At 41.7% G+C, this 21,689-nt stretch carries 20 protein-coding genes; 7 read left to right on the top strand and 13 right to left on the bottom strand.

Annotation, left to right across the window (positions count from 1 at the left end):
- Positions 1 to 332 precede the first annotated feature (332 nt).
- Positions 333 to 644, top strand: coding sequence for a hypothetical protein (locus MTO98_RS12850; RefSeq protein ID WP_243487056.1), 312 nt, complete (start codon positions 333 to 335; stop codon positions 642 to 644).
- Positions 645 to 722: 78 nt separating this feature from the next.
- Here the strand turns inward: MTO98_RS12850 and MTO98_RS12845 are convergent, their stop codons facing one another.
- From MTO98_RS12845 to MTO98_RS12825, 5 genes are all read right to left on the bottom strand, one after another.
- Positions 723 to 875, bottom strand: coding sequence for a hypothetical protein (locus MTO98_RS12845; protein ID WP_243487055.1), 153 nt, complete (start codon positions 873 to 875; stop codon positions 723 to 725).
- A 166-nt stretch (positions 876 to 1,041) separates the two neighbouring features.
- Positions 1,042 to 1,449: a DUF983 domain-containing protein gene (locus MTO98_RS12840; RefSeq protein WP_243487054.1), complete on the bottom strand. Its 408-nt coding sequence runs from the start codon at positions 1,447 to 1,449 to the stop codon at positions 1,042 to 1,044.
- Positions 1,450 to 1,453: 4 nt separating this feature from the next.
- Entirely contained in the window at positions 1,454 to 2,338 is an 885-nt protein-coding gene (locus MTO98_RS12835) for a helix-turn-helix domain-containing protein (RefSeq protein WP_243487053.1), read from the bottom strand.
- 92 nt (positions 2,339 to 2,430) lie between these two features.
- The gene (locus tag MTO98_RS12830; protein ID WP_243487052.1) at positions 2,431 to 4,188 is read right to left on the bottom strand and encodes an ATP-binding protein; all 1,758 of its coding nucleotides are present in this window, start codon (positions 4,186 to 4,188) and stop codon (positions 2,431 to 2,433) included.
- Positions 4,189 to 4,455: 267 nt separating this feature from the next.
- Positions 4,456 to 5,406 (bottom strand): aldo/keto reductase, encoded by a 951-nt coding sequence (locus tag MTO98_RS12825; protein WP_243487051.1) that lies wholly within the window; start codon positions 5,404 to 5,406, stop codon positions 4,456 to 4,458.
- A 152-nt stretch (positions 5,407 to 5,558) separates the two neighbouring features.
- On the opposite strand from MTO98_RS12825, the gene hscA reads away from it, so the two are divergent.
- Positions 5,559 to 7,415 (top strand): Fe-S protein assembly chaperone HscA, encoded by a 1,857-nt coding sequence (gene hscA / locus MTO98_RS12820; RefSeq protein ID WP_243487050.1) that lies wholly within the window; start codon positions 5,559 to 5,561, stop codon positions 7,413 to 7,415.
- A 37-nt stretch (positions 7,416 to 7,452) separates the two neighbouring features.
- Positions 7,453 to 8,445 carry a hypothetical protein gene (locus MTO98_RS12815; RefSeq protein WP_243487049.1) on the top strand — a complete coding sequence of 331 codons (993 nt, stop codon included), beginning with the start codon at positions 7,453 to 7,455 and terminating at the stop codon, positions 8,443 to 8,445.
- 127 nt (positions 8,446 to 8,572) lie between these two features.
- Here the strand turns inward: MTO98_RS12815 and MTO98_RS12810 are convergent, their stop codons facing one another.
- A complete protein-coding gene (locus tag MTO98_RS12810; RefSeq protein ID WP_243487048.1) occupies positions 8,573 to 8,860 on the bottom strand; it encodes a hypothetical protein in 288 nt (95 codons plus the stop codon).
- Positions 8,861 to 8,972: 112 nt separating this feature from the next.
- On the opposite strand from MTO98_RS12810, the gene MTO98_RS12805 reads away from it, so the two are divergent.
- Positions 8,973 to 10,115 carry a hypothetical protein gene (locus MTO98_RS12805; RefSeq protein ID WP_243487047.1) on the top strand — a complete coding sequence of 381 codons (1,143 nt, stop codon included), beginning with the start codon at positions 8,973 to 8,975 and terminating at the stop codon, positions 10,113 to 10,115.
- On the opposite strand, the gene MTO98_RS12800 is transcribed toward MTO98_RS12805, so the two are convergent.
- Entirely contained in the window at positions 10,112 to 10,696 is a 585-nt protein-coding gene (locus MTO98_RS12800) for a riboflavin synthase (protein WP_243487046.1), read from the bottom strand. The two genes, MTO98_RS12805 and MTO98_RS12800, sit on opposite strands and share 4 nt — an antisense overlap.
- Positions 10,697 to 10,782: 86 nt before the next feature.
- Entirely contained in the window at positions 10,783 to 11,280 is a 498-nt protein-coding gene (locus tag MTO98_RS12795; protein ID WP_243487045.1) for an SRPBCC domain-containing protein, read from the bottom strand.
- Between the two features lie 85 nt (positions 11,281 to 11,365).
- Here MTO98_RS12795 and MTO98_RS12790 point away from each other — a divergent pair, with 85 nt between their 5' ends.
- Complete coding sequence (locus tag MTO98_RS12790) at positions 11,366 to 11,827, top strand: NUDIX domain-containing protein (protein WP_243487044.1); 462 nt, start codon at positions 11,366 to 11,368, stop codon at positions 11,825 to 11,827.
- Here the strand turns inward: MTO98_RS12790 and accC are convergent.
- The 3 genes from accC to MTO98_RS12775 form a co-directional block, all read right to left on the bottom strand.
- Positions 11,824 to 13,308, bottom strand: coding sequence for an acetyl-CoA carboxylase biotin carboxylase subunit (gene accC, locus MTO98_RS12785; protein WP_243487043.1), 1,485 nt, complete (start codon positions 13,306 to 13,308; stop codon positions 11,824 to 11,826). The two genes, MTO98_RS12790 and accC, sit on opposite strands and share 4 nt — an antisense overlap.
- Before the next feature lie 603 nt (positions 13,309 to 13,911).
- On the bottom strand, positions 13,912 to 14,424 hold the full coding sequence (locus MTO98_RS12780) for a c-type cytochrome (RefSeq protein WP_243487042.1): 513 nt from the start codon (positions 14,422 to 14,424) through the stop codon (positions 13,912 to 13,914).
- 115 nt (positions 14,425 to 14,539) lie between these two features.
- Complete coding sequence (locus tag MTO98_RS12775; RefSeq protein ID WP_243487041.1) at positions 14,540 to 15,382, bottom strand: SDR family oxidoreductase; 843 nt, start codon at positions 15,380 to 15,382, stop codon at positions 14,540 to 14,542.
- Between the two features lie 218 nt (positions 15,383 to 15,600).
- Here MTO98_RS12775 and MTO98_RS12770 point away from each other — a divergent pair, with 218 nt between their 5' ends.
- The gene (locus tag MTO98_RS12770) at positions 15,601 to 15,957 is read left to right on the top strand and encodes a BlaI/MecI/CopY family transcriptional regulator (protein ID WP_243487040.1); all 357 of its coding nucleotides are present in this window, start codon (positions 15,601 to 15,603) and stop codon (positions 15,955 to 15,957) included.
- Between the two features lie 11 nt (positions 15,958 to 15,968).
- Positions 15,969 to 17,942, top strand: coding sequence for a M56 family metallopeptidase (locus MTO98_RS12765; RefSeq protein WP_243487039.1), 1,974 nt, complete (start codon positions 15,969 to 15,971; stop codon positions 17,940 to 17,942).
- 106 nt (positions 17,943 to 18,048) lie between these two features.
- Here MTO98_RS12765 and MTO98_RS12760 read toward each other — a convergent pair whose 3' ends face one another.
- Entirely contained in the window at positions 18,049 to 19,134 is a 1,086-nt protein-coding gene (locus MTO98_RS12760) for a DNA topoisomerase IB (RefSeq protein ID WP_243487038.1), read from the bottom strand.
- Between the two features lie 261 nt (positions 19,135 to 19,395).
- A complete protein-coding gene (locus MTO98_RS12755; RefSeq protein WP_243487037.1) occupies positions 19,396 to 21,672 on the bottom strand; it encodes a GH92 family glycosyl hydrolase in 2,277 nt (758 codons plus the stop codon).
- Positions 21,673 to 21,689: the final 17 nt, after the last annotated feature.

The raw sequence follows: 21,689 nt of genomic DNA, 5'->3' as shown, positions 1-21,689 counted from the left end.
ATATCACATTGGTGTTAATTTATGAAGATATCTCAATATCGCTCAAAAATGCGTTAAGTAAATTCAACATTAAAAACTGTGTAGTGTTGTACAGTTTTATCACAGTTATACCTCAGTAAAGTTAACAAAAGAAAAATTTTACAGATATTATAATGTTATATCAATTTTTCTTTCTACATTTAATTATTCACCCAAATCTATTATAAATTGCGTAAAACTACGTACGCAAAACGGTGAAATCCCTGATTATTTTTTTTAAAGCGTTGGCTACTTTTGGAGTATAATCTGTTTCCGTAATCACTGAAACATTTTTAAAAACTTATACCTTGCTTATGAAATTATTCTACCATTTTCTTGTTTTGGTTGCGGCATCCCTCGTTTTAATAGCCTGCGCCAATTTATTTGCATCAACACCCGAAGAAAAACTTAACAACCCTGCTCAGCGCAGTGGTATTAATTTAGATAATGATTCGTTATACAATTCGGAAATTAATACCAGGCTTATATTTTCAGATATGCATCACTATGACGCCTTAAGCAGGCATACCACCAGTAATCTTCAGCCTGAAAAAAAGCTCTACAAGCCATTTAAGAAATTACTTGTGGCTGCAGATTACGCTGGCTTAAACCAAAATGAAAAATAAGTTAGTTTATAGTTAGTTAATTAGTTAAAGAACAGTTGTAAACAGTCGTTACAGAAATGTACCGACTGTTTTTTATGGTTAGAATTTCGGAAATGAGCCCCAACCGAAAAATATAGCAAACAAAGGGATGGCTAACAGGAAATATGCTTTTGCCAACTGCCTGTCATCGGCATTACCAACTACAAATACATTATATAGATCGGCTTTCAGAGATTGAAGTTTTGCTTTCATGATAATAGATTTTAAGTAATTACAAACAGCTTAATTTCAAACACTTATTAAATTTGTGTAAATCAAACTTGTTGTAATTATGACTATGGCAACACCCCTTTGGTTTAAATGAAAATGCCCTTAATTTTTCAATCAAGGGCATTGCTATGTATTTCAGTCAGTTAAATTATTTTGCTTTATCTTCACTCATCTCCGGATGATAGTGCAAGCCTGGTGTAAGCCAGTGTAAAAGCATCACCCTTGAATACCTGTAGTTAAAGGGAGCCAGGATAACGGCCACACCCAAAATGATAGTTACATATAACCAGGGGTTGCTGCTGCCTGTTAAAACACTGATCGCAACCGCCAGTGTAACCATTTCGGCAACATTAAGCGCATAGCTGGCAAACATGGCTACATAAAAATAGCCCGGCTCACGCTCATACACCAAACCACAGTGCGAGCAGGTTTTATGCATTTCCTGGCCTTTAAATTCATACATGCCGGTGATAAAGAGATCACCCCTTCTGCAACGCGGACATTTAGCGTTTGCAAAGGCAGACCATGCGGATAATTTATATTTAGGGGTTTCCATAAAATTATGATTTATTGTTTAAGGTTTTCTTTCTGAACTCTTCGGGCGTAATACCCTCAATTTTTTTAAAGAACTTGGTAAAATAGGAGTTATCGCTAAAATTAAGGTTAAAAGCAATTTCACTTATATTGAGCCTTGGGTTGGTTAATAACCTCTTGGCCTCAAGCAGCGTACGGTTGCGGATCACCTCGCCTGCCGACAGGCCAAGCACATCCTTGCACACTGCGTTTAAATGGTTAGGGGTAATGTAAAGTAAATCGGCATAGTCTTTAGGAAGCTTTACATCAATATAGTGCTGTTCTATAAGTTTTTGAAAGTTACGGATCAGCGTATGATTGTAGCCTTGTTTTCCAAAATCATCATTCTTGCCCTGGCAACGGTTTATAAGTATAAAAACCTGAAGCATAAGCAATTTCACCATATCACTACCCAATACAGCGGGTTTTTCAACCTCGGCTACTATCCTTTCAAAAAGAGATATTATTTCAGGCAGTTGCCCGGCAGGTAAATCAACTACCTCATCTTTTGGGTTACCATTTAAAAAAGTAAAATTGTCAAAATACCCCGACCGCAATAAAAACGATTGAATAAATGAACTTGAAAAATTGATAATATAGCCATCCATAAAACCCTCAAACTCCCATGAATGCACCTGCCCAGGAACCATAAAGTAGATTTGGCCCGGCTTTACATCAAAACTTTCAAAATCAATGGTATGCGATCCGCCGCCATCGGTAAACAATACCAGGTGAAAAAAAGAATGGCGATGCGGGAAGAAAAGGTTTTTGTGGGCATCCAGATAGGCGGCAAACCTGCTGATCAGGATCTCATCCTGCTTTATATCATCAGCCAGTGTGCAAATGTCAATTGTTGGAATGCTTTGTAACATGATACAAAACTACACACAATAGCGTTGCTGCTAATGGTACTATTTTTATTTTGTATGGTACTAATCAACGATTATTGCTTTTGACTTATAAATCATGTCCATTTTTGGATGATATCTTCCAGGCGCTCAAAAGTAAAAGGTTTGCTCACAAAATCTTTCATGCCAGCCTGGGTGCATTCCCGTTCATTTTCGCTAAGCACATTAGCCGTCATGGCTATAATAGGCGGGGCATCTTTACCATGTTTCTTTAAAATATGACGGGTAGCCTGTAAACCGTCCATTTCGGGCATTTGAATGTCCATAAATATCAGGTCGTAGTTACACTGCTCAACCATATTCACAGCCGCCAGCCCGTTTTCGGCAATATCAATGCTGTAACCAACCTTTTTAAATATCTTACTCGCTATCAGCTGGTTCATCTTATTATCCTCGGCCAACAAAATACGTAAAGGCCGGTATTGAAACACATGCTTTTCGCCGGTTTGTATTTCCAGCTCGGAAATGCTGTAGGTAACCTGTAAAGGAAGGGTAAAGCTAAACAATGAGCCTTCGGCTTCCTTGCTCTCTGCCCAGATCCGGCCGTGCATCATTTCAACAAGCTTTTTGCAAATAGATAAACCAAGGCCCGTACCGCCATATTTGCGCAAAGCTGTGGTATTTACTTGTGTAAAAGGCTTAAATAATTGCGTCAAAGCCTCTTCACTTATTCCAATTCCGTCGTCCTTTATACTAAAAGTTATCTCCTGTATATTGTTGGTGACACCCGATGCGCTAACCCGCAATATTACCGAACCTTCGTCTGTAAACTTAATGGCATTCCCAATTAAATTAACCAGGATCTGCTGAAGCCTACCCTCATCGGCTATTACATAACTTGCAACATTATCATCAACATGATAAATTAAGTTTAAGGGTTTGTTCAGTGTGGAAATAGCAGGCTCGGTTATCTCAACTACTGTTTTTATGCAGTTGCGCAAGTGTGTTGAAACCGGGTGAAGCATTAGCTTATCGGCTTCGATCTTGGAGATATCAAGTATGTCGCTGATGATGTTGATCAACAAATTGCTGCTCGACTGTAAAGTTTGAAGCAATTCCTGCTGCTCAGGCTGCAAATTGGTTCGGGAGAGCAGCTGAGCAGTGCCAATGATACCGTTGAGTGGCGTACGGATTTCATGGCTCATATTGGCCAAAAAGTTCGACTTGGCAAACGTAGCCGCCTCGGCCTGATCACGCGAAGTTGAAAGTTCAATTTGTGACGCTTGTAGTTCCTCACTCTTGCGTATCAGGTCCCGCTTGTCGGTTTCGTGGCTTTTTTTGATAAAACCAACCAGTAGCCCAACAATTAAAACGTTGGTTACTGCGGATGTTATGAGATCTGATTTTTTAGACGAAATACTACTGTAAGGTTGCACCAAGTACGGAAACTGCTTTTCAACAAAGTAGCAACCCATAAATATGGCTATTAAAGCGCCGATAAAAATATAGTGATGCCGTTTTTTTAAAAGCAGGGTTATAAGCACAACAAAAAAGACTCCGGAAAGGGTTGTCGATCCGCTAATACCACCATTATAAAACCACCCGGGGATAATGGCAGTAAGGCCAAAGCAAATATAAATTACCGCAACATCATCCTTATATTTTACAAACCTGCTCCGGTAAAAAGCCCAGCCCGACATCAGGATTACAAAAAGCTGAACAAGCTCAAGTTTATAACTTAAGCCTAAAAACAAATTACAGATCAGCGAAAAAACACTGCTGACGCAAATGAATAATGAGAGCGCGTTAAACAGCTTATTTTCCAGCGACAAATCAGGCTTGCCATAGCCAATAATCTGCTTTAGCTTTTCCATTTAAAATAAAAAATTAATTAGAGAGAACCCTTTATACTTAAAAACAAGGGATTCTGTTTAGTAAATAAAGTATTTTTCAGGAAATCTTTAAAACTTTAGTGTTTAAAAAAAGCAAAAAAACAGCTATTGTTATTTAATAATTAAATAACAAAAACGATGTAATTATTAAGCAATGAAAATCAGGGTTTCTCTTGTAAGCCGGGCAGCTAAAAACAAGCAGCACACCCTTCATTTGAAAAGTGTGCTGTTAAAATCATAAGCGGATATTTAATAAGCGCTGGCGGTATTGAGTGCTTCGATGGCTTCATCACTCAGTTTTAAGTTGGCCGCTTGTGTAAATTCCTTAAGCTGGTCAATATTGGTAGCACTTACTATGGGTGCCGTAACACTTGGCCTTGCAATTAACCAGGCCAAGGCAACTGCCGATTGACTAACGTTATATTGAGCAGCTGCATCATCAAGCGCTTTCAATATCCTAAAGCCACGCTCATTAAGGTATTTCTTAACCATACCGGCCCGGCTGCTTCCCTGCAAATCAGCTTCTGAACGATATTTACCGCTTAAAAAACCGCTTGCTAATGAAAAGTAGCTGATAACGCCAATGTTCTTATCCTTAAGAAACGGTTCATAAGTAGTTTCATACTTCTCCCTGTCAAACAGGTTATACTCCGGTTGCAGGGTTTGGTAGGAGATCAACCCTTTTTCAACACTCACCTTTAACGATTCATGTAAACGCTCAACAGACATGTTTGATGTTCCGATAGCACGCACCTTTCCATCCTGCACTAACTGATCGTAAGCGCGCAGGGTTTCTTCAACCGGCGTTGACGGATCATCAAAGTGAGTTTGGTACAGGTCTATGTAATCGGTCTGCAACCTTTTTAATGAATCTTCGGCAGCTTTAATAATATAATCCTTTTTCAAACCCTTCCTTGCCGAATCCATTTCCGAACCTACTTTGGTAGCAATGATCACCTGATCGCGCTTGCCGCTTTGCTTTAACCAGTTACCTATTTCTGTTTCAGATTCTCCCCCTTTATTACCCTCAACCCAACGGGAGTATACGTCGGCAGTATCAATTGTATTAAAACCGGCATCTAAAAACGCATCCAGTAAAACAGCAGTATCATTGCCTTTAACTGTCCAGCCGAAAACGTTACCACCAAAAACCAGTGGCGCTGCAGATAGTTCGGATTTGCCTAATTCACGCTTTTCCATATGATATTATTTTTTTATAAAAAGATGAATTAAGCAGCATTTGTTTGTCAGCACAATGAAATAACCCGCCACATATTTGTAACAAAACTGAATTAAAAACGACAATGCATCGCTTAAAACTAAGTACATTTGCCCTCTGTTAACTTAATATAATGGCTAAAGTTTCTATCAACCTGGCAACAGGCTCATTACAAAAAGAAGAGATCATTGTAGGTATTGATCTGGGTACTACCAATTCGCTGGTAGCATTTATCAACCCCGATAAAAACCCGCAGGTAATTAATGATGCCGGCAAGGGCGTACTGGTGCCATCTGTAGTGCATTTTGGCAGTACAGACGATGTATTAGTTGGTAACGAGGCAAAAGAGTTTCTGATAACCGATCCGCAAAACACCATATTTTCGGTTAAACGTTTATTGGGCCGCAGTTACCACGATATTGAAAACTATAAAGACTTTTTTAGCTACAAGGTAATTGACGACGATACCGAAAGCCTGGTTAAAATTAAAGTAGGCGATAAATTTTACACTCCTATCGAGTTATCGGCCCAGATATTGAAAGAACTTAAGGCCCGTGCCGAGCATGCCCTTAAAACTCCGGTTAACCGTGCTGTGATCACTGTGCCTGCGTACTTTAATGATTCGCAGCGCCAGGCAACAAGGGATGCCGGCAAACTTGCCGGACTTGATGTTTTACGGATAGTTAACGAGCCAACAGCAGCAAGTTTGGCTTATGGTATAGGTTTAAACCCCGAAGAAACAAAAACCATTGCGGTTTATGACCTTGGCGGCGGTACATTTGATGTATCGATACTGCAAATCCAGAACGGCATTTTTGAAGTGCTTTCAACCAACGGCGATACCTTTTTAGGCGGTGATGACTTTGACCGCATAATTGTTGACTACTGGATTGAGAAAAACCAGCTTAACAAGGCCGAAGTACTTGCCAATACCGAGCTGGCACAACAACTGCGCCTTAAAGCCGAAGAAGCCAAGAAAGCATTCAGTCATCAAAGCCTTGTGAACGATAAAATAGGCGACATATGGTGTACGCTTGACCGTACTACTTTTGAAGAATTAATACTACCTAAAGTACATCAAACCATCACTAGCTGCCAAAACGCGCTTAAAGATGCTCAATTAACCATCGACCAGATTGACGAAGTAGTTATGGTGGGCGGCTCAACGCGTACTGCCCTGGTTAAGCGTAAGGTTGCCGAGTTTTTCGGTCGCCCGGTGCATGACGACGTAAACCCTGATGAGGTAGTTGCTTTGGGTGCCGCTATACAGGCCGATATTTTAGCCGGTAACCGTAAAGATATATTGTTGCTTGATGTTACCCCGCTATCCTTAGGTATTGAAACCATGGGTGGCCTGATGGATGTGATCATCCCCCGTAATTCAAAAGTTCCTACCAAAGGCGGCAGGCAATATACTACATCAATAGATGGACAGGTAAATATGAAAATTTCGGTTTACCAGGGCGAACGTGACCTGATCAAAGAAAACCGTAAACTGGCCGAATTTGATTTGAAAGGCATTCCTTCGATGCCGGCCGGCTTTCCTAAAGTTGACATCAATTTCCTGTTGAATGCAGATGGGATCCTTACCGTACAGGCCATTGAACTACGCTCTGGTGTAAAACAGGAAGTTGAAGTAAAACCAACTTATGGTATTACGGACGAACAGGTGGAACAAATGCTGATGGACAGCATCACTCATGCCAAAGACGATGTAAGCCAGCGTATGCTTATTGAGGCACGTACCGAAGGCGAACAGATGGTTTATACGGTTGAAGGCTTCTTGAAAAAGAACGCCAGCTACGTTTCTATCACCGAAATAAGCGATACCACCAAACTGCTTGCTAAATTGAAAGAAGCTTTAACCAGCGGTGATAAAGACCTGATCTTAAAAAACATTGACGAAGTTAACGAGTTTACCCGTCCGTTTGCCGAACGATTGATGGATCAGGCAATAAGCACCGCCATGAAAGGCAAGAGCATTGAATAGGCACGGATATTGCTCATCAACCCGAAAATATTAAAATTTGAAAAGGACAAGATCTGCTTTAGCCCTGTTAATTTTTATCGCCGTAACCAATACGGCCTGTGCTACAACCCGCAAACATTTCCGGGATACTTCTGCAAAAACATCAATGCTGGATACTTTAAAGTACGATTCGTTGATGAAAAAACTGGCCAACGGCGACAAAAGCGGACGCTGGCCCGTAAAAAGCAAAGATTATCCCCTTCCTGGCGCTATATTGCCATTTAACCGGATCGTGGCTTTTTACGGCAACCTTTATTCAAAAAACATGGGCGTGCTCGGTCAATACCCGCGCAAAACCATGCTTAATAAATTGAAGGAAGAGGTTAAAAACTGGGAGAAAGCCGATACTGCTACCAACGTAGTACCAGCCTTACATTATATATGTGTTACGGCCCAGGCTGATGCCGGTCGCAACGGTTTACATAACCTGCGGATGCCCTTTAGCCAGATAGATACCGTGATCAGTTGGGCAAAAAGCGTTAATGCCCTTGTATTTTTAGATATACAGGTTGGCTTCAGCACAGTACAAACCGAATTGCCTTTATTAGAAAAATATATGAAGATGCCCAATGTTCATTTAGGTATCGACCCCGAGTTTTCTATGAAAGAAGGCAGTGTACCCGGCAAACGCATAGGCACCTTTGATGCCGATGATATCAATTACGTAACTGGCTACTTAGCCAAATTGGTAAAAAAGAATGACCTGCCACCGAAAATATTTGTTGTTCACCGTTTTACAAAACGTATGGTGACCAATTATAAAGATATTAAACTAAGGCCCGAAGTGCAGGTGGTTATGGATATGGATGGATGGGGCGGTCCGGAACTCAAAAGAGGCACTTATAAATATTTCATTTCTGAAGAACCCGTTCAGTTTACAGGATTTAAGCTTTTTTATAAAAACGATATAAAGAATGAGCCGCACCGGATGCTTACCCCGAAAGAAGTATTAAGCTTAAAGCCTGCTCCTATTTACATTCAGTATCAGTAAATAAATATTATATACAAAAACGTCATTGCGAGGTACGAAGCAATCCCCAATTAGCAGAGCAACTCTGTATAGTTTGGGATTGCTTCGTACCTCGCAATGACGTTTTAAAAAGCTTCCTTTTTATAACTTATTTTCCTAAAGCTTCCTGCTCTTTCAGGGCTGCTATATTGTTGTTGTCGCTGTAGCTTGCGGTTTGATTGGCAAAATCCTCAAGAATGGCTGCAATTGTATCCAGGTTTTCTGATACACGCTGGTGCATATCGGGCAAGTCCTTTTCAAGGCGTTTATCACCGAGATCAATATTATCAACTTCTATTTTAGCCAATTTGGTGATGATAGCCTGCTGGCTATTTTTCAGGTCTTCCAATTCATGGACAATTTTTTCCATCAGTCCAAACTTCTTTAACTTATCCATAATGTGTGGTTTTAATTATTACTATATAAACCTAACCACACTAATAAAAAATTGTTTCAGATTTGGAATTACGCCCCATAACTAATAATTTAGTTAAACTAAATATTTAGTTATGAAAAAGCTCTGTTTACTCCTATTCCTTTCCTTATCAGTATTGCAATTACGCGCTCAGCAAGCTGCAAATGATTCGCTCCTACTTGATTATTACCAAAACCAGCGCTTTGCAGATGCTGCCGATTATCTTAAAAAAACATATCCTGAACCTGTTACTGATGTTAAGGTATTGGCCAAACTGGCCTATACCTCAAAAATGGCTTCACGCCTTCCCGATGCAGAAAATTATTACCAGCGTATTTATGAAACTGATACCACCAGCCTCACTAATCTGTATAACATGAGTGAGATAGTTAAAAGGCGTGGTAATAATAAAAAGGCGCTGACATACGCAAAAAAGATCCTCCTGAAGGATACAACCAATTTTGATGTATACAAGCAACTGGCAGATCTGTCTCAAAATTTAGGCGATATAGAAGGTAGTATTGTATATCTGCAAAAGGCTAACAAAATTAATCCGCTTAATCCCGATGTGGCGTATGACCTATCTTCCTTTTACATCAACCTCAAACTATATGGCAATGCCGAAAATATAATTGACAAAGCGCTTGTTGCTGATACAGCCAACTTGCTGCTCCTGAAAGGAAAAGCCCAGGCATCATACGCATTAAAAAGATACCCGGTAACCATTACCATTACAAAAAAACTGATGGATGCCGGCGAACAGGCTGGCAGTATCGTATCTATGCTGGCTACCTCCTATTACATGACTGCCAACTATCCTGATTGTATCAAAACCTTCAAAATATTAGAAGACGGCAATACCGGCACCGAGGCTTCGTATTACTACACGGCTATGAGCTACAAAGCCTTACATAACAATACAAAAGCGATTACTTATTTAGACAAAGCCATTGAAGAAGCAATATCGACCGGGGTAAGTTCCTACTACAGCGAAAAAGGCGACTCGTACGACCGCCTGCACCAATTGAAAAGCGCCGTTGAAGCCTACCAGAAAAGTTTACTTTATAAACCCGATCCAATTACTTACTATGCACTTGCCACCCTTTATGATACCGAGCTAAAAAACAAAGCAATAGCCATAAAATACTATAAAAAATACCTGGCAAGTAAACCAAAGGACTCTCAGAAAACTTACATAGCGTACTCCAAAGAGCGAATTAAATCATTAGGGATTTAGCGTTGCATTAACCGGGCAACATATTTGCCAATGATATCAAACTCAAGGTTAACCTGGCTGCCAACCTTCACATTGTGCAGGTTGGTATGCTCAAATGTGTATGGAATAATGGCTACAGAAAAACCGTTGGCGTGTGAGTTAACCACAGTAAGGCTGATACCATTTACGCAGATAGAACCTTTTTCGACCGTTACGTTACCGCTTGATATATCGTATTCAAAAGTATACTCCCAACTACCGTCAAGCTCTTTAAAAGCGGTACAAATAGCTACCTGGTCAACATGGCCCTGTACAATATGCCCGTCAAGCCTTGCATTCATCTGCATGCAGCGTTCCAGGTTTACCGGCTCGCCTACTTTGAGCTGGGAAAGATTGGTTTTATTAAGCGTTTCTTCAATGGCCGTAACAACATGCAAACCATCAGCTAATGCAACAACCGTGAGGCAAACGCCATTGTGCGCTACTGACTGATCAATCTTAAGTTCATGCGATATAGCCGACTCGACAGTAATATTAAGGTTGCCTTTTTCCTGTTGCAGATCGGTGATCTTACCCAAAGTTTCTATAATTCCTGTAAACATATACCTCCCGGCCCATTGATGGGGCTATTTTGATTGGCACCAAAGCTAAAATATTTTATAGTATGGTTTGTCAGCAGGAAATGAAATTATTTGAAACTCGAGAATAAATCTTTACGCTTATTGCGGAGATCCTTGCCGCCTTCCAGTACTGATTTCAGGTTAGCGAGATAAAACGTCCAGCCGAGCTGGCATTGTACATAAAGGTTCTTTTCAGGGTCGGTTTCCTCAGGGATATTTTCCTGTACCAGCTCAACAATAACAACGCCTAACTTACAGGTTAAAGAAACACTAACTACAGTGCCGCCCGTGAAGGTAAATTTCAAAAAGTCGGCCCCGTTTGCATCTAACACCTGTCCATTTTCAATAATAGTATCATCGTACCCATGCCAATACCAGGTATAAGTATCCTCTTTTTTAATAAACTCCTGCGGTTCGCGCTGACGTCCGGCTATGGCAAAAAAATCTGCTTTGCGTAAAAACCATGTTTCCAGGCCTTCGGGTGTGGCCCATGCTTCATACATAGTGCGCACATCAGTGTCAACATCAGCTGTCACCTTAAATTTGCTCCATCTGTCGTCTGCCATAAGAATTGTATATCGGTTTGGGTGTTTTAATCAAAAATAACAATTATAATTAAGGCTTTCATTAACTTGCCTTTAAATCTTAAACATGTCAAAACAAAGCGCCGGAATCCTGTTGTACCGCAAGGCACCCGATGGATTACAGGTATTTCTTGTGCATCCGGGCGGGCCTTTCTTCAAAAACAAGGACGATGGCTCATGGTCGGTGCCCAAAGGCGAGTACCTTAGCGATGAGGATGCACTCGTTGCGGCGAAACGTGAATTTCAGGAAGAAACCGGGCATGAGATATCGGGGAACTTTACAGCGCTAAGCCCTATTAAACAAAAAGGGGGAAAAACCGTTTTGGCCTGGGCAGTTGAAGGCAACATAGATCCGGAGAAGATCAGGAGCAATACATTTGAAATAGAATGGCCGCCCCGCTCGGGCAAAAAACAAACTTTTGATGAAGTTGATCGTGCTGAATGGTTTGATATAACAGTTGCAAAAATAAAGATCAATCCAGCTCAGGCAGCCTTAATAGATGAACTGGCAGCATTAAATGATATTTAAATCAGTTTCCTGTTTTTTATCCAATTACTTGAACTGCCTCCTTCAGCGGGTGTGTTGATCGAAACCTTTTTTTTGCTCAGGAGCTGCTCCATCACCATTGCTGCCACCATTGCCTCATCTTCATTGTTTTCCTGCAGCACTTCGGGCGTAAAATACTTTTTTACAAAATGGGTATCAAAATTACCTGAAGTAAAAGCATCATGCTGCATCACAAAACGCCCAAAACCCAAGGTAGTTGTAATGCCTGTGATCTTATATTCATCAATGGCCCTTATCATGCGCGCAATAGCCTCAGCACGCGTATCGGCATAAGTTATTAATTTGGCTATCATCGGATCATAATAAATCGGGATTTCCATACCTTGTTCAAAGCCATCATCCACACGCACCCCAGGGCCCTGAGGCGTAATATAAGTTTGCAGGGTGCCAATATCGGGTAAAAAGTTATTGGCAGGGTCTTCGGCATAAACCCGCAGTTCAACGGCATGGCCAATTATTGTTAAATCCTCCTGTTTAAAACTGATGGCCTCCCCTCTTGCTATTTTGATCTGCTCCTTCACCAGGTCGATCCCTGTTATCATTTCAGTTACAGGATGCTCAACCTGCAGGCGGGTATTCATTTCCAAAAAATAAAAATTAAGGGCTTCATCCATAATGAACTCCACCGTACCCGCTCCTGTATAATTAACAGAACGCGCTACATCAACAGCACAACGCCCCATTTTTTCCCTGATCCCGGGCGTTAATATTGCAGACGGCGCTTCCTCAACCACTTTTTGATGACGGCGCTGCACCGAGCAGTCGCGCTCAAACAGGTGTACGATATTACCATGCGTATCGCCGAGCACCTGGATCTCGATATGCTTAGGAGAAGAAACATAGCGCTCAATAAAAACAGAACCATCGCCAAAGGCAGATGTGGCTTCTGATACCGCCAGCTGCATCTGCTCTTCAAAATCTTCAACACCTTCTACAATACGCATACCTTTACCGCCGCCGCCTGCCGCCGCCTTGATCAATATAGGAAAACCAACTTCAATAGCACGCTTTTTGGCCTCATTGATGTCAGTGATGGCTTCCTCTGTACCTGGTACCATTGGGATATTGTATTTAAGTGCAGCTGCCTTAGCAGATAACTTATTACCCATTATATCCATAGCTTCAGGAGAAGGGCCGATAAGGATAAGTCCCGACTGCTTAACCAACCTTGCAAAACCAGCATTTTCACTTAAAAACCCATATCCGGGATGTATTCCTTCGGCACCGGTTTGCTTACAGGCAGCTATGATCTTTTCGCCAACAAGATAGGATTGACTGGAGGGGGCTTCGCCGATATTCACAGCTTCATCGGCATAGCGTACATGTAAGGCATCCCTATCCGCATCTGAATAAACAGCAACGGTTTTGATACCCATTTCACGCGCCGAGCGCATGATTCGTAAAGCTATTTCACCACGGTTGGCAACCAGTATTTTCTGCATAAAACAAATGTAATTGATTTATCCAAAAACTTACTATATGGCAAATACTTATAAAAACGTGAGGAATATTTACTATTAATTAGACACCCACCTGTAGGTTTTACGCGAGCATTTATAACAAATATATTTTTTGAAGGGTAAACCAAACAAAAGGAATTTGGCAAAGCTGCTCCGCTTGATACGGCTCAAACGGCCTTTGCAGTTCCGACAGGTTAATTCGCCGGAATTTGTTGATGTATTAGCCGGCTCCTGTGGCTTGATTTTAAACTCGGCAGTCATATATTAATTATGATAGTGATAGTTATTAAAGGTTGTTACAATCAACTCATCAGTTTTATATAAAATAACATGACAATGCCGATCATAAATCAACAATCAATAATTTTTACACTCAACCAACGAATATTGTTTTTGTATAAAAATAGTTACAAAGCATGAATTTTTCATGAACACAACTTAAAATTATTCCCAAAAGGAATACACTTCTAATAGTTAAATGCGCAGTTTACGATATATTTTTTTATTGATAACGAGCAGCTCTATAAAGCAAAAATGCCTTTGGTTTTACCAAAGGCATTTTTGCTTTATAAATAGTCATATCATTTATGGCTTGGTTGGTGCAGGGCTGCCGGGAGCAGGTTCACCTGCGGGCGGACCTGGCTGACCACCCGGACCAGGACCTACTCCGGGAGCACCGGGGCCTTTTCCGTCTGGTACCATTACTTCAGGGTGAGCTGTACCGCGGTGACAAGTATTACAGTTAACGCCACTTTGCATGATCATGCCTAACGAGTCTTTTTTAGCATGAAAATACTTTTCGTTAATTTTATTCATCATTTTATACATGTCGCGCGCCATTGCCTTTTCAGGTTTAGCATCGCTTGCCCAATCCATCTTTTTAGTTTCCTCATTACGGGCATGGCAAAAATTACAATGCACTCCTAATGAATGCTCCCAGTCTTCCATAACCTTATGCAGGTTCTCGCCCGAAATATTTTTTGGCAATACTTTAAGGTTTTTAAACCCTTCATCCTGCGGTTTGCTGGTGGTCATGGCTCCAAACACTACTATAGATAGAAGGCCGAGCGTAACTAATAATTTTTTGTTTACAGGCATTATTGTCATGTTTAAGTCATCTAAATTAACTTATTGATTTTAATGTTGCAACATTTTCAGGCAAATGATTGAATTATTCACGGTAAATTCATGATTGCTAAACAGTCACAAAAACCTAAACAACTGATTTACCGATCAATTTATCGCTTATTTGCCAGAGTTTTTCCTGTGCAGCAGCATCTTGCACTATAGCAGCTGTTTTAGCAGGCTTCTTCTTTTTAAAGTAACTGCCATTAAACTTATCAAGGTTAGGCGCTGTGGCAAGGTATATTGATGTTTGGGCCCCCTGCTCGGAGGTAATCATAAATGGCCGGGCCAGTTTCATTACTATTTTATCAAAGCCCTTAAGTTTATCAGCAAAACTGCTGTTTACAGCACCAGGATGCAGAGAAAACGCCAGGATCCCTTTATCGCCAAATTTTTGTGCAAGCGACCGGGCAAAATAAACATTAAAAAGTTTGGCCATACCATAAGCTTTAACGGATGAGTATTTCTGAGCCGACTGCAAATCATCAAAGTTGGGTTTCCCTAATTTATGCCCTTCGGAGCTTACGTTAATAATACGCGCCTGTCCGCGTTCAAGTAAAGGCATCAGGCGGGTAGTCAATAAAAAATGGCCGAGGTGGTTTGTAGCAAAAGTCATTTCAAACCCATCTTTACTTACCAGCCTTTCACTAAAACCTGCCCCCGCATTATTAATAAGAATGTTGATGGCCAGCAGCTTTTGTGAAAGCTCAGCTGCAGCTTCACTAATACTTTGCAAATCGGCCAGGTCGCACTTTATAACGTAAACATGTTTATTACGTGTATGGTTAACAATTTCCTGTTTAACTGCCTCGCCCTTAATAATATTACGAACCAGCAGGTAAATTGCATGGTCCTGCCCGGCAAGTGCCATAGCAGTTGCCTTTCCTATTCCGGAGGTAGCACCGGTAATTACTGTTGTTTTTATTGGCATAAGCCGGTCAATGATGATTGTTGAACAGGCAAGATACCTATTTCGGCACCTTATGCACCTGGGTAAGGAAGTTTTTACTTAGCCATTAATGTTTGTTTAAAGCCCACCTGAAATCTAACCCGGCCTATAACCGGTGATTGTTAAATTCTGTTAAAAACTTAAAATAAATTTGGACAACTACGAATAGTTCGTAGATTTACGAAACAATCGTAAATACAATGGAAAAATTATCGCAGCAAGAAGAAGAAGCAATGCAGGCAGTGTGGCAGTCGGGCCCTGGATTTATTAAGGATTTTTTAGATCAACTGGCCGAACCGAAGCCTCCCTACACTACTCTTGCTTCAACCATAAAAAACCTGGAGCGTAAAGGATTTTTGAAAAGCGAAAAAATGGGCAACTCATTCCGTTACTTACCCGCGATACAGGAAGAGGAATATAAAAAGCGGTTTATGAGTGGCTTTGTAAACAACTATTTTCAAAACTCTTATAAAGATCTGGTAACCTTTTTTGCCAACGAAAAGAAGATCAGCGCTACAGACCTGAAAGAGATCATTAAACTCATTGAAAAACAATAAACCTTACCATCATGCCGGCTACATTTGTTTTTTTATTAAAAGTTAACATAGCCCTGTTATTGTTTTGTGCGGGCTATTACCTTGTACTTAGGCACCTTACTTTTTATACACTTAACCGGATCTATCTGCTTGCGGCTATTCTGTTTGCGAGCATCTATCCACAGATCAACTTTTCGGCCTTTGTGCAGCGGCACAAAGAACTGGCCAAACCCATGGAACAGGTAGCCATCAATTGGCAATCGACGGCACACCTGGTGAATCAACCCGTCCAGGCTATTGATTACTGGTACTGGCTGAGCATTATTTTCTGGACGGGTGCGGGCTTGCTGCTCATCCGCCTGGGCTTGCAGCTTTTATCCCTGTTACGATTGTATAAAAACTCCAAACCTCAGTACATAGGCGAACATTTGGTTAGGGTAATGGACAAAGATGCCGCACCATTTTCCTTTTGGCGAAGCATTTATGTAAACCCTGCCAAACATGAACCTGCGGATTTAAAATCAATCCTGCTGCATGAGCAGGTACACGTAAACCAGTGGCATACTGCTGATATTTTGTTAGCCGAACTCAGCAGTATTTTTTATTGGTTTAACCCCGGTATCTGGCTTATCAAAAAAGCGGTAAGGGAAAACATCGAGTTTATTACTGATCGCAAGATCCTTAAAAACGGTGTGGACAGTAAAACTTACCAGTACAGTTTGGTGAACGTGAGCCTTATCAACACCCAACCCGGCATTGTAAACCATTTCAATATTTCAACCATAAAAAAACGGATAATCATGATGAACGCGAAGAGATCGTCGAAACTTAACCTCACCCGCTACGCTTTTGTAGTGCCGGCTGTGATGGCCCTGTTATTGGTATTCAGCATTTCAAAAGCTGATTTTGCTAAACCTGTGAGGATCACCCTTGCCAATGCAGTACAGCCGCTGGCCAGGATCATTAACATCAACCCCGACGAAGATGTTAAACAAGCTGCCAAAACTGCCAAAACTCCAAAAGCACCTTTAAAAACAAAGTCGCCTAAAGCTGCAATTGCTGCTGCACCGGTGGCGCTTCCAAAGTTAGCCTTAGCTCCGCTTACCCCTGCTGCTCCATTAGCCGCACTAAATGACACCAGCAAAAAGCTCAGGATAATAAGCGACATTAACAGAGATTCATTGGTATTTGTTGTAAATGGCGTGGTATCCACCGGTAAAAACCTCGACCCAACAAAAATCGAAAACATGTATATACTAACAGGCGACAACGCACGGAAGTTTGTAAAAACTGAAGAGGACAAGCCAGTTAAAGTGGCCTATATAATTACTAAAGATGCCCCCAATAAGGACGAGCTCGAAAAAAGCGTACCAAGCATTACCTTTAAAAAGGTTGGCTCAAGCCTAAGCAACTATACTGTATTTAATGACAATGACAATATTAATGTAATGGCTGTAGGCCCGGGTGATAAAAGCATTTCTAAAAACCTGCGCATTAAAACAGTACTTGTTAATAAAGCGACTGGAGAAGAGCTGCCAATGAATGAGGACGTCAGCTTTGTTTTAAAGCCAGACGACAAAAACGTTGATGTTAAAAACGTAAAAAACGTGGTTGTTGTAAAAGGCCGCAACTCAACAAGCACCAGTGCCAGCGGTAGCAGTACAGTAACCATTAACGGGGTAAAATCAAAACCAACATCGTACACCTATTCTATAACATCCGACAATGATGCAGTGGTTGCAAACGGCGGTGATGTTGTTGTTACCGGTTACGGCAAAAAAGCAAACGTTAAAGCAATAAAGGTGAATGGGATGAGCATTGTAACCAATGGCGATAAAGACCCTTTTGTTGTGATAGATGGGAAAAACAGCACCATAGATGCACTGAAAAAACTTGATCCCGATAAAATAGAGAGCATTTCCATACTAAAAGGCGATGATGCCACAAAAAAATATGGCGATAAAGCTAAAGACGGTGTACTCATTATAGGAACCCGTAAAAAGTAATTGATTGATCAGGTTGTATCAGGTGAATAGTTTTATTTCGATAAGATCAGTCAATAATTAAATAGAAATAACCACTCTTTTAGGCAACCTTAAACATGATCAATCTTCAACTGGCCTCGGCCAGTTTTTCCGTTTCCAGCAGGTTGAGTAACGCTTTCTCAGCAATATTAAGTTCGGCGGCTTTTACATCTTCGCGTTCATCAAGGCCGCTGATATATTTAAAAATGGTTCCCTCCTCATAGCTTTTAATAACCGATGGGTGCACGTAGTACTTTTTACAAACAGTACGCGTGTTCCCAAGGTTTATGGCCACCTCATCCAAAACACTTACTATCTTCTTTTTACACTCCGTAATGCTGTCAAACTCTCCGGCCTCTTTAAAAGCATATAGCGCACTTACGCTGCCAGCCCAGGTACGGAAATCTTTGGCGGTAAAATCTTCACCGGTAATTTCGTGCAGGTAACTGTTGATATCCCCCGAACCAACGCTGCACCTGGTACCATCCTCGTTGTAATATTGAAAAAGCTCTTTACCGGGGATATCCCTGCATTGCTTCACCAACCTGGCCAGTTTGCGGCTTTGTAACTGTACTTTGTGAAACACACCCTTCTTACCCTTAAACTCAAACCTCAAACTCGAGCCCTCAACTTTAACATGCCTGTTTTGTAAGGTTGTTAAGCCGAATGAGCCATAAAGCTTTTTGTACGATTCATTCCCTACCCTGATACTGGTAAGCTCCATTAGCCTTACCACAAGCGCCACCACCTTTTCATGGTCAAGATTACGCCGTGCGAGATCTTTATCAACCTGCTCACGAATAGCAGGCAGGTGCGCCGCAAAGGTTTGCATCCTGTGATATTTGGATTGGTTCCGGATCTGGTTCCAATGGGTATGATAACGGTATTGCTTGCGGCCGGCAACATCCGTACCTGTAAATTGCAGGTGACCGTTTTCGTAGGGCGCGATCCAAACGTTGGTATATGCCGGCGGTATCACCAGTTTATTAAACCTCGTGATCAGCTCTTTATCTTTTACCAAAGCGCCGTCCGCATCATAATAGCTCCAGCCTTTACCCGATTTTTTACGGGTATACCCCGGAGATGAGTCAGACACATAGCGCAGGCCTACTGCCTTTGCGGTGATCTTAGGGTCGCGGCCAATTTTTTCGAGCTTTTTGAGGAGACGGTTCATGTGGAGATAACATGCGGAGGAGAGATTAAGTTTTAATTAGGGATTTATCTTATCGGGATATTTTAGATTGTTGCCTTAAGTCTCTTTAATAAAAAAGGGATGCCCGACGGGCATCCCTTTTTTATTGATATAATTATGTCATTGCGAGGCACGAAGCAATCGCATGCTATACAGGGCGGTCGTACAGAACGGCTCTGCTTACGTGCGATTGCCGCGCTGCGCTCGCAATGACATGGGGGAAGCGTACTTTCATCAGGGGAATTACTTTAACACCGAAACTGCCTTATTAGCATCACCAACACCCCAAACGGTACCAGGCTTGTCGCCCATGGTAATTACCAGTTCACCACCGGCCATTACATCGGTATGTTTAATATAAGTTTTGGTATAGTTAGCGCCGTTAAGCGTCATAGCCTGGATATACTTGTTTTTAGGTCCATTATTTTTAACCACCACATGAAATTTTTTATTCCCCTGCAATTGGAGTGTAGCCTCGTTAACTACCGGGCTGCCGAATACGTACAGACCGTTGGCCGGGTTAACAGGGTAAAAACCAACCGCCGATAACACATACCAGGCCGACATCTGCCCTACGTCTTCGTTACCAATAATGCCATCCGGTTTATCAGTGTAAAAATCATCCAGGATAAACCTCACCTTTTCGGCAGTCTTCCATGGTTTGCCTGAGTAAGCGTAGTAATAACTCATCGGGTGGCTTGGCTCGTTGCCGTGAGCGTACTGACCAATCAAACCTGACACATCCGGTGATTTAAATTTACCCATATCGCCCTGCGCAATAAATAACGAATCGAGCTTAGTATTGAATTTATCAACGCCGCCCAGCATATCTATCAAACCTTCCACATCCTGCGGAACAAGGAAGGTATACTGCCAGCCGTTACCTTCGGTAAAGTCGCCGGTTTCATGGATAGAAATGAATGGGCTATACGGAGTACGCCATGCATCCTGCGATAAACGGCCACGCATAAAGCCTGCTTTCGCGTCGTAATAGTTTTTGTAGTAGGCACCACGCTTGCTGAAATAAGCATAATCTTCAGTTTTGCCCAACTTTTTGGCTACCTGCGCCAGGCTCCAATCGTCAATGGCATATTCAAGGCCCATCGAAACCGATTCGCGGCTGCTATCTGCCGGGATATAGCCGTATTTTTTTACGTATTTGATACCGCGATCATCGCCCATTGCTGTGGTTTTCATGGCCTCGTATGCTAAATTAGCATCGAAGCCTTTGTAACCTTTTAACAAAGCATCGGCAACAACCGGTACTGCGCTGTAACCCACCATACAATTGGTTTCGTTAGCCATTAAATGCCAAACTGGTAAACTACCCTGCTGCTGATAAATGGCCAGCATAGAGTTGATCATATCGTTCACATGCTCCGGGTGGATAATGGTTGACAGCGGGTTATTTGACCTGTAGGTATCCCATAACGAAAACGTAGTTACGTTGTTGAAACCTTCGTTCTTGTGTACTTTTTTATCGGTTCCCCAGTATTCGCCGTTCACATCGTTAAAGATAGATGGCGCTATCATGGTATGATAAAAAGCGGTATAAAACTTCTTCATCTGCGATAATGAATCGGCCTTGATCACAATTTTCTGAAACTGTTTGTTCCAGGCAGCATCAGCATCGGCAACCACTTTATTGAAATCCCATCCTGGTATCTCAGTTTCGATATTAAGCAGGGCATTCTTCGCGCTCACCGGTGAGATACCAACTTTAGCATAAACAACTTCGCCTTTGGTGGTAGCAAAGCTGATAACACCTTTTACTTTTACACCTTTAAGCTCGGTACCTTTTGCGCTGGCGGTACTATCATAAACATTAAATGTTTTAATAGGCTTTGAAAACACCGCTGTAAAATAAATACGTTGATCATTTGCCCAGCCTTTTGAAAAACGATAACCACAAATGGTATTTTGATCTACCTGTTTAATATAGGTTTCCATTGGCCTGTCCCAGCCTATGCCTTCCTGCAAATCGACGAGGATGTGAGCATCTTTTGTTGCAGGGAAAGTGTATTTATGCATCCCAACACGGGTACTGGCGGTAAGTTCAACGCCGATATCGTATTTCTTGAGTATAACCTTATAGTAACCGGGTTTCACAACCTCATCCTTATGGCTGAATAGTGATACGTAACCACTCTTTTGATCTTTAACTGTTCCTTTGTATACATTGATCGGGCCGGTTGTTGGCATAAAAGAGATATCACCTAAATCGCCAATACCCGTACCACTTAGGTGAGTATGCTGAAAGCCGATGATAGTTGAGTCAGAAATGTGGTAGCCTGAGCACCAGTCCCAGCCTTCAGAAATATTGGTTGGGCCTAACTGCACCGCGCCGAATGGCACACTGGCACCCACAAAAACGTGACCATGGAAACCGGTACCGATGTACGGATCGACATATTGGGTTAAACCAGCTGCCTTTTTCATAGGCTGCGATTGGTGCCTTTGTGCCTGGGAGCTTAAATTAACCAGGGCCAGTAAACCGGCCAAAACGAGTTGTTTTTTCATTCTTTATTTAAATGACG

This window comes from Mucilaginibacter sp. SMC90 (genome assembly GCF_022811725.1).
GTDB lineage: Bacteria > Bacteroidota > Bacteroidia > Sphingobacteriales > Sphingobacteriaceae > Mucilaginibacter.
Note: the sequence above shows the minus strand (reverse complement) of the source record. Positions and strands in the feature narration are given on the sequence as shown.

Bases quoted from the DNA above. Each gene is read 5' to 3' on its own strand.
- MTO98_RS12770 (WP_243487040.1), top strand. From the start codon at position 15,601: ATGGAAAAATTATCGCAGCAAGAAGAAGAAGCAATGCAGGCAGTGTGG.
- MTO98_RS12760 (WP_243487038.1), bottom strand. From the start codon at position 19,134: ATGAACCGTCTCCTCAAAAAGCTCGAAAAAATTGGCCGCGACCCTAAG.
- MTO98_RS12825 (WP_243487051.1), bottom strand. From the start codon at position 5,406: ATGGAAAAGCGTGAATTAGGCAAATCCGAACTATCTGCAGCGCCACTG.
- MTO98_RS12850 (WP_243487056.1), top strand. From the start codon at position 333: ATGAAATTATTCTACCATTTTCTTGTTTTGGTTGCGGCATCCCTCGTT.
- MTO98_RS12765 (WP_243487039.1), top strand. From the start codon at position 15,969: ATGCCGGCTACATTTGTTTTTTTATTAAAAGTTAACATAGCCCTGTTA.
- MTO98_RS12775 (WP_243487041.1), bottom strand. From the start codon at position 15,382: ATGCCAATAAAAACAACAGTAATTACCGGTGCTACCTCCGGAATAGGA.
- hscA (WP_243487050.1), top strand. From the start codon at position 5,559: ATGGCTAAAGTTTCTATCAACCTGGCAACAGGCTCATTACAAAAAGAA.
- accC (WP_243487043.1), bottom strand. From the start codon at position 13,308: ATGCAGAAAATACTGGTTGCCAACCGTGGTGAAATAGCTTTACGAATC.
- MTO98_RS12845 (WP_243487055.1), bottom strand. From the start codon at position 875: ATGAAAGCAAAACTTCAATCTCTGAAAGCCGATCTATATAATGTATTT.
- MTO98_RS12800 (WP_243487046.1), bottom strand. From the start codon at position 10,696: ATGTTTACAGGAATTATAGAAACTTTGGGTAAGATCACCGATCTGCAA.
- MTO98_RS12755 (WP_243487037.1), bottom strand. From the start codon at position 21,672: ATGAAAAAACAACTCGTTTTGGCCGGTTTACTGGCCCTGGTTAATTTA.
- MTO98_RS12790 (WP_243487044.1), top strand. From the start codon at position 11,366: ATGTCAAAACAAAGCGCCGGAATCCTGTTGTACCGCAAGGCACCCGAT.
- MTO98_RS12805 (WP_243487047.1), top strand. From the start codon at position 8,973: ATGAAAAAGCTCTGTTTACTCCTATTCCTTTCCTTATCAGTATTGCAA.
- MTO98_RS12835 (WP_243487053.1), bottom strand. From the start codon at position 2,338: ATGTTACAAAGCATTCCAACAATTGACATTTGCACACTGGCTGATGAT.
- MTO98_RS12840 (WP_243487054.1), bottom strand. From the start codon at position 1,449: ATGGAAACCCCTAAATATAAATTATCCGCATGGTCTGCCTTTGCAAAC.
- MTO98_RS12795 (WP_243487045.1), bottom strand. From the start codon at position 11,280: ATGGCAGACGACAGATGGAGCAAATTTAAGGTGACAGCTGATGTTGAC.
- MTO98_RS12810 (WP_243487048.1), bottom strand. From the start codon at position 8,860: ATGGATAAGTTAAAGAAGTTTGGACTGATGGAAAAAATTGTCCATGAA.
- MTO98_RS12780 (WP_243487042.1), bottom strand. From the start codon at position 14,424: ATGCCTGTAAACAAAAAATTATTAGTTACGCTCGGCCTTCTATCTATA.
- MTO98_RS12830 (WP_243487052.1), bottom strand. From the start codon at position 4,188: ATGGAAAAGCTAAAGCAGATTATTGGCTATGGCAAGCCTGATTTGTCG.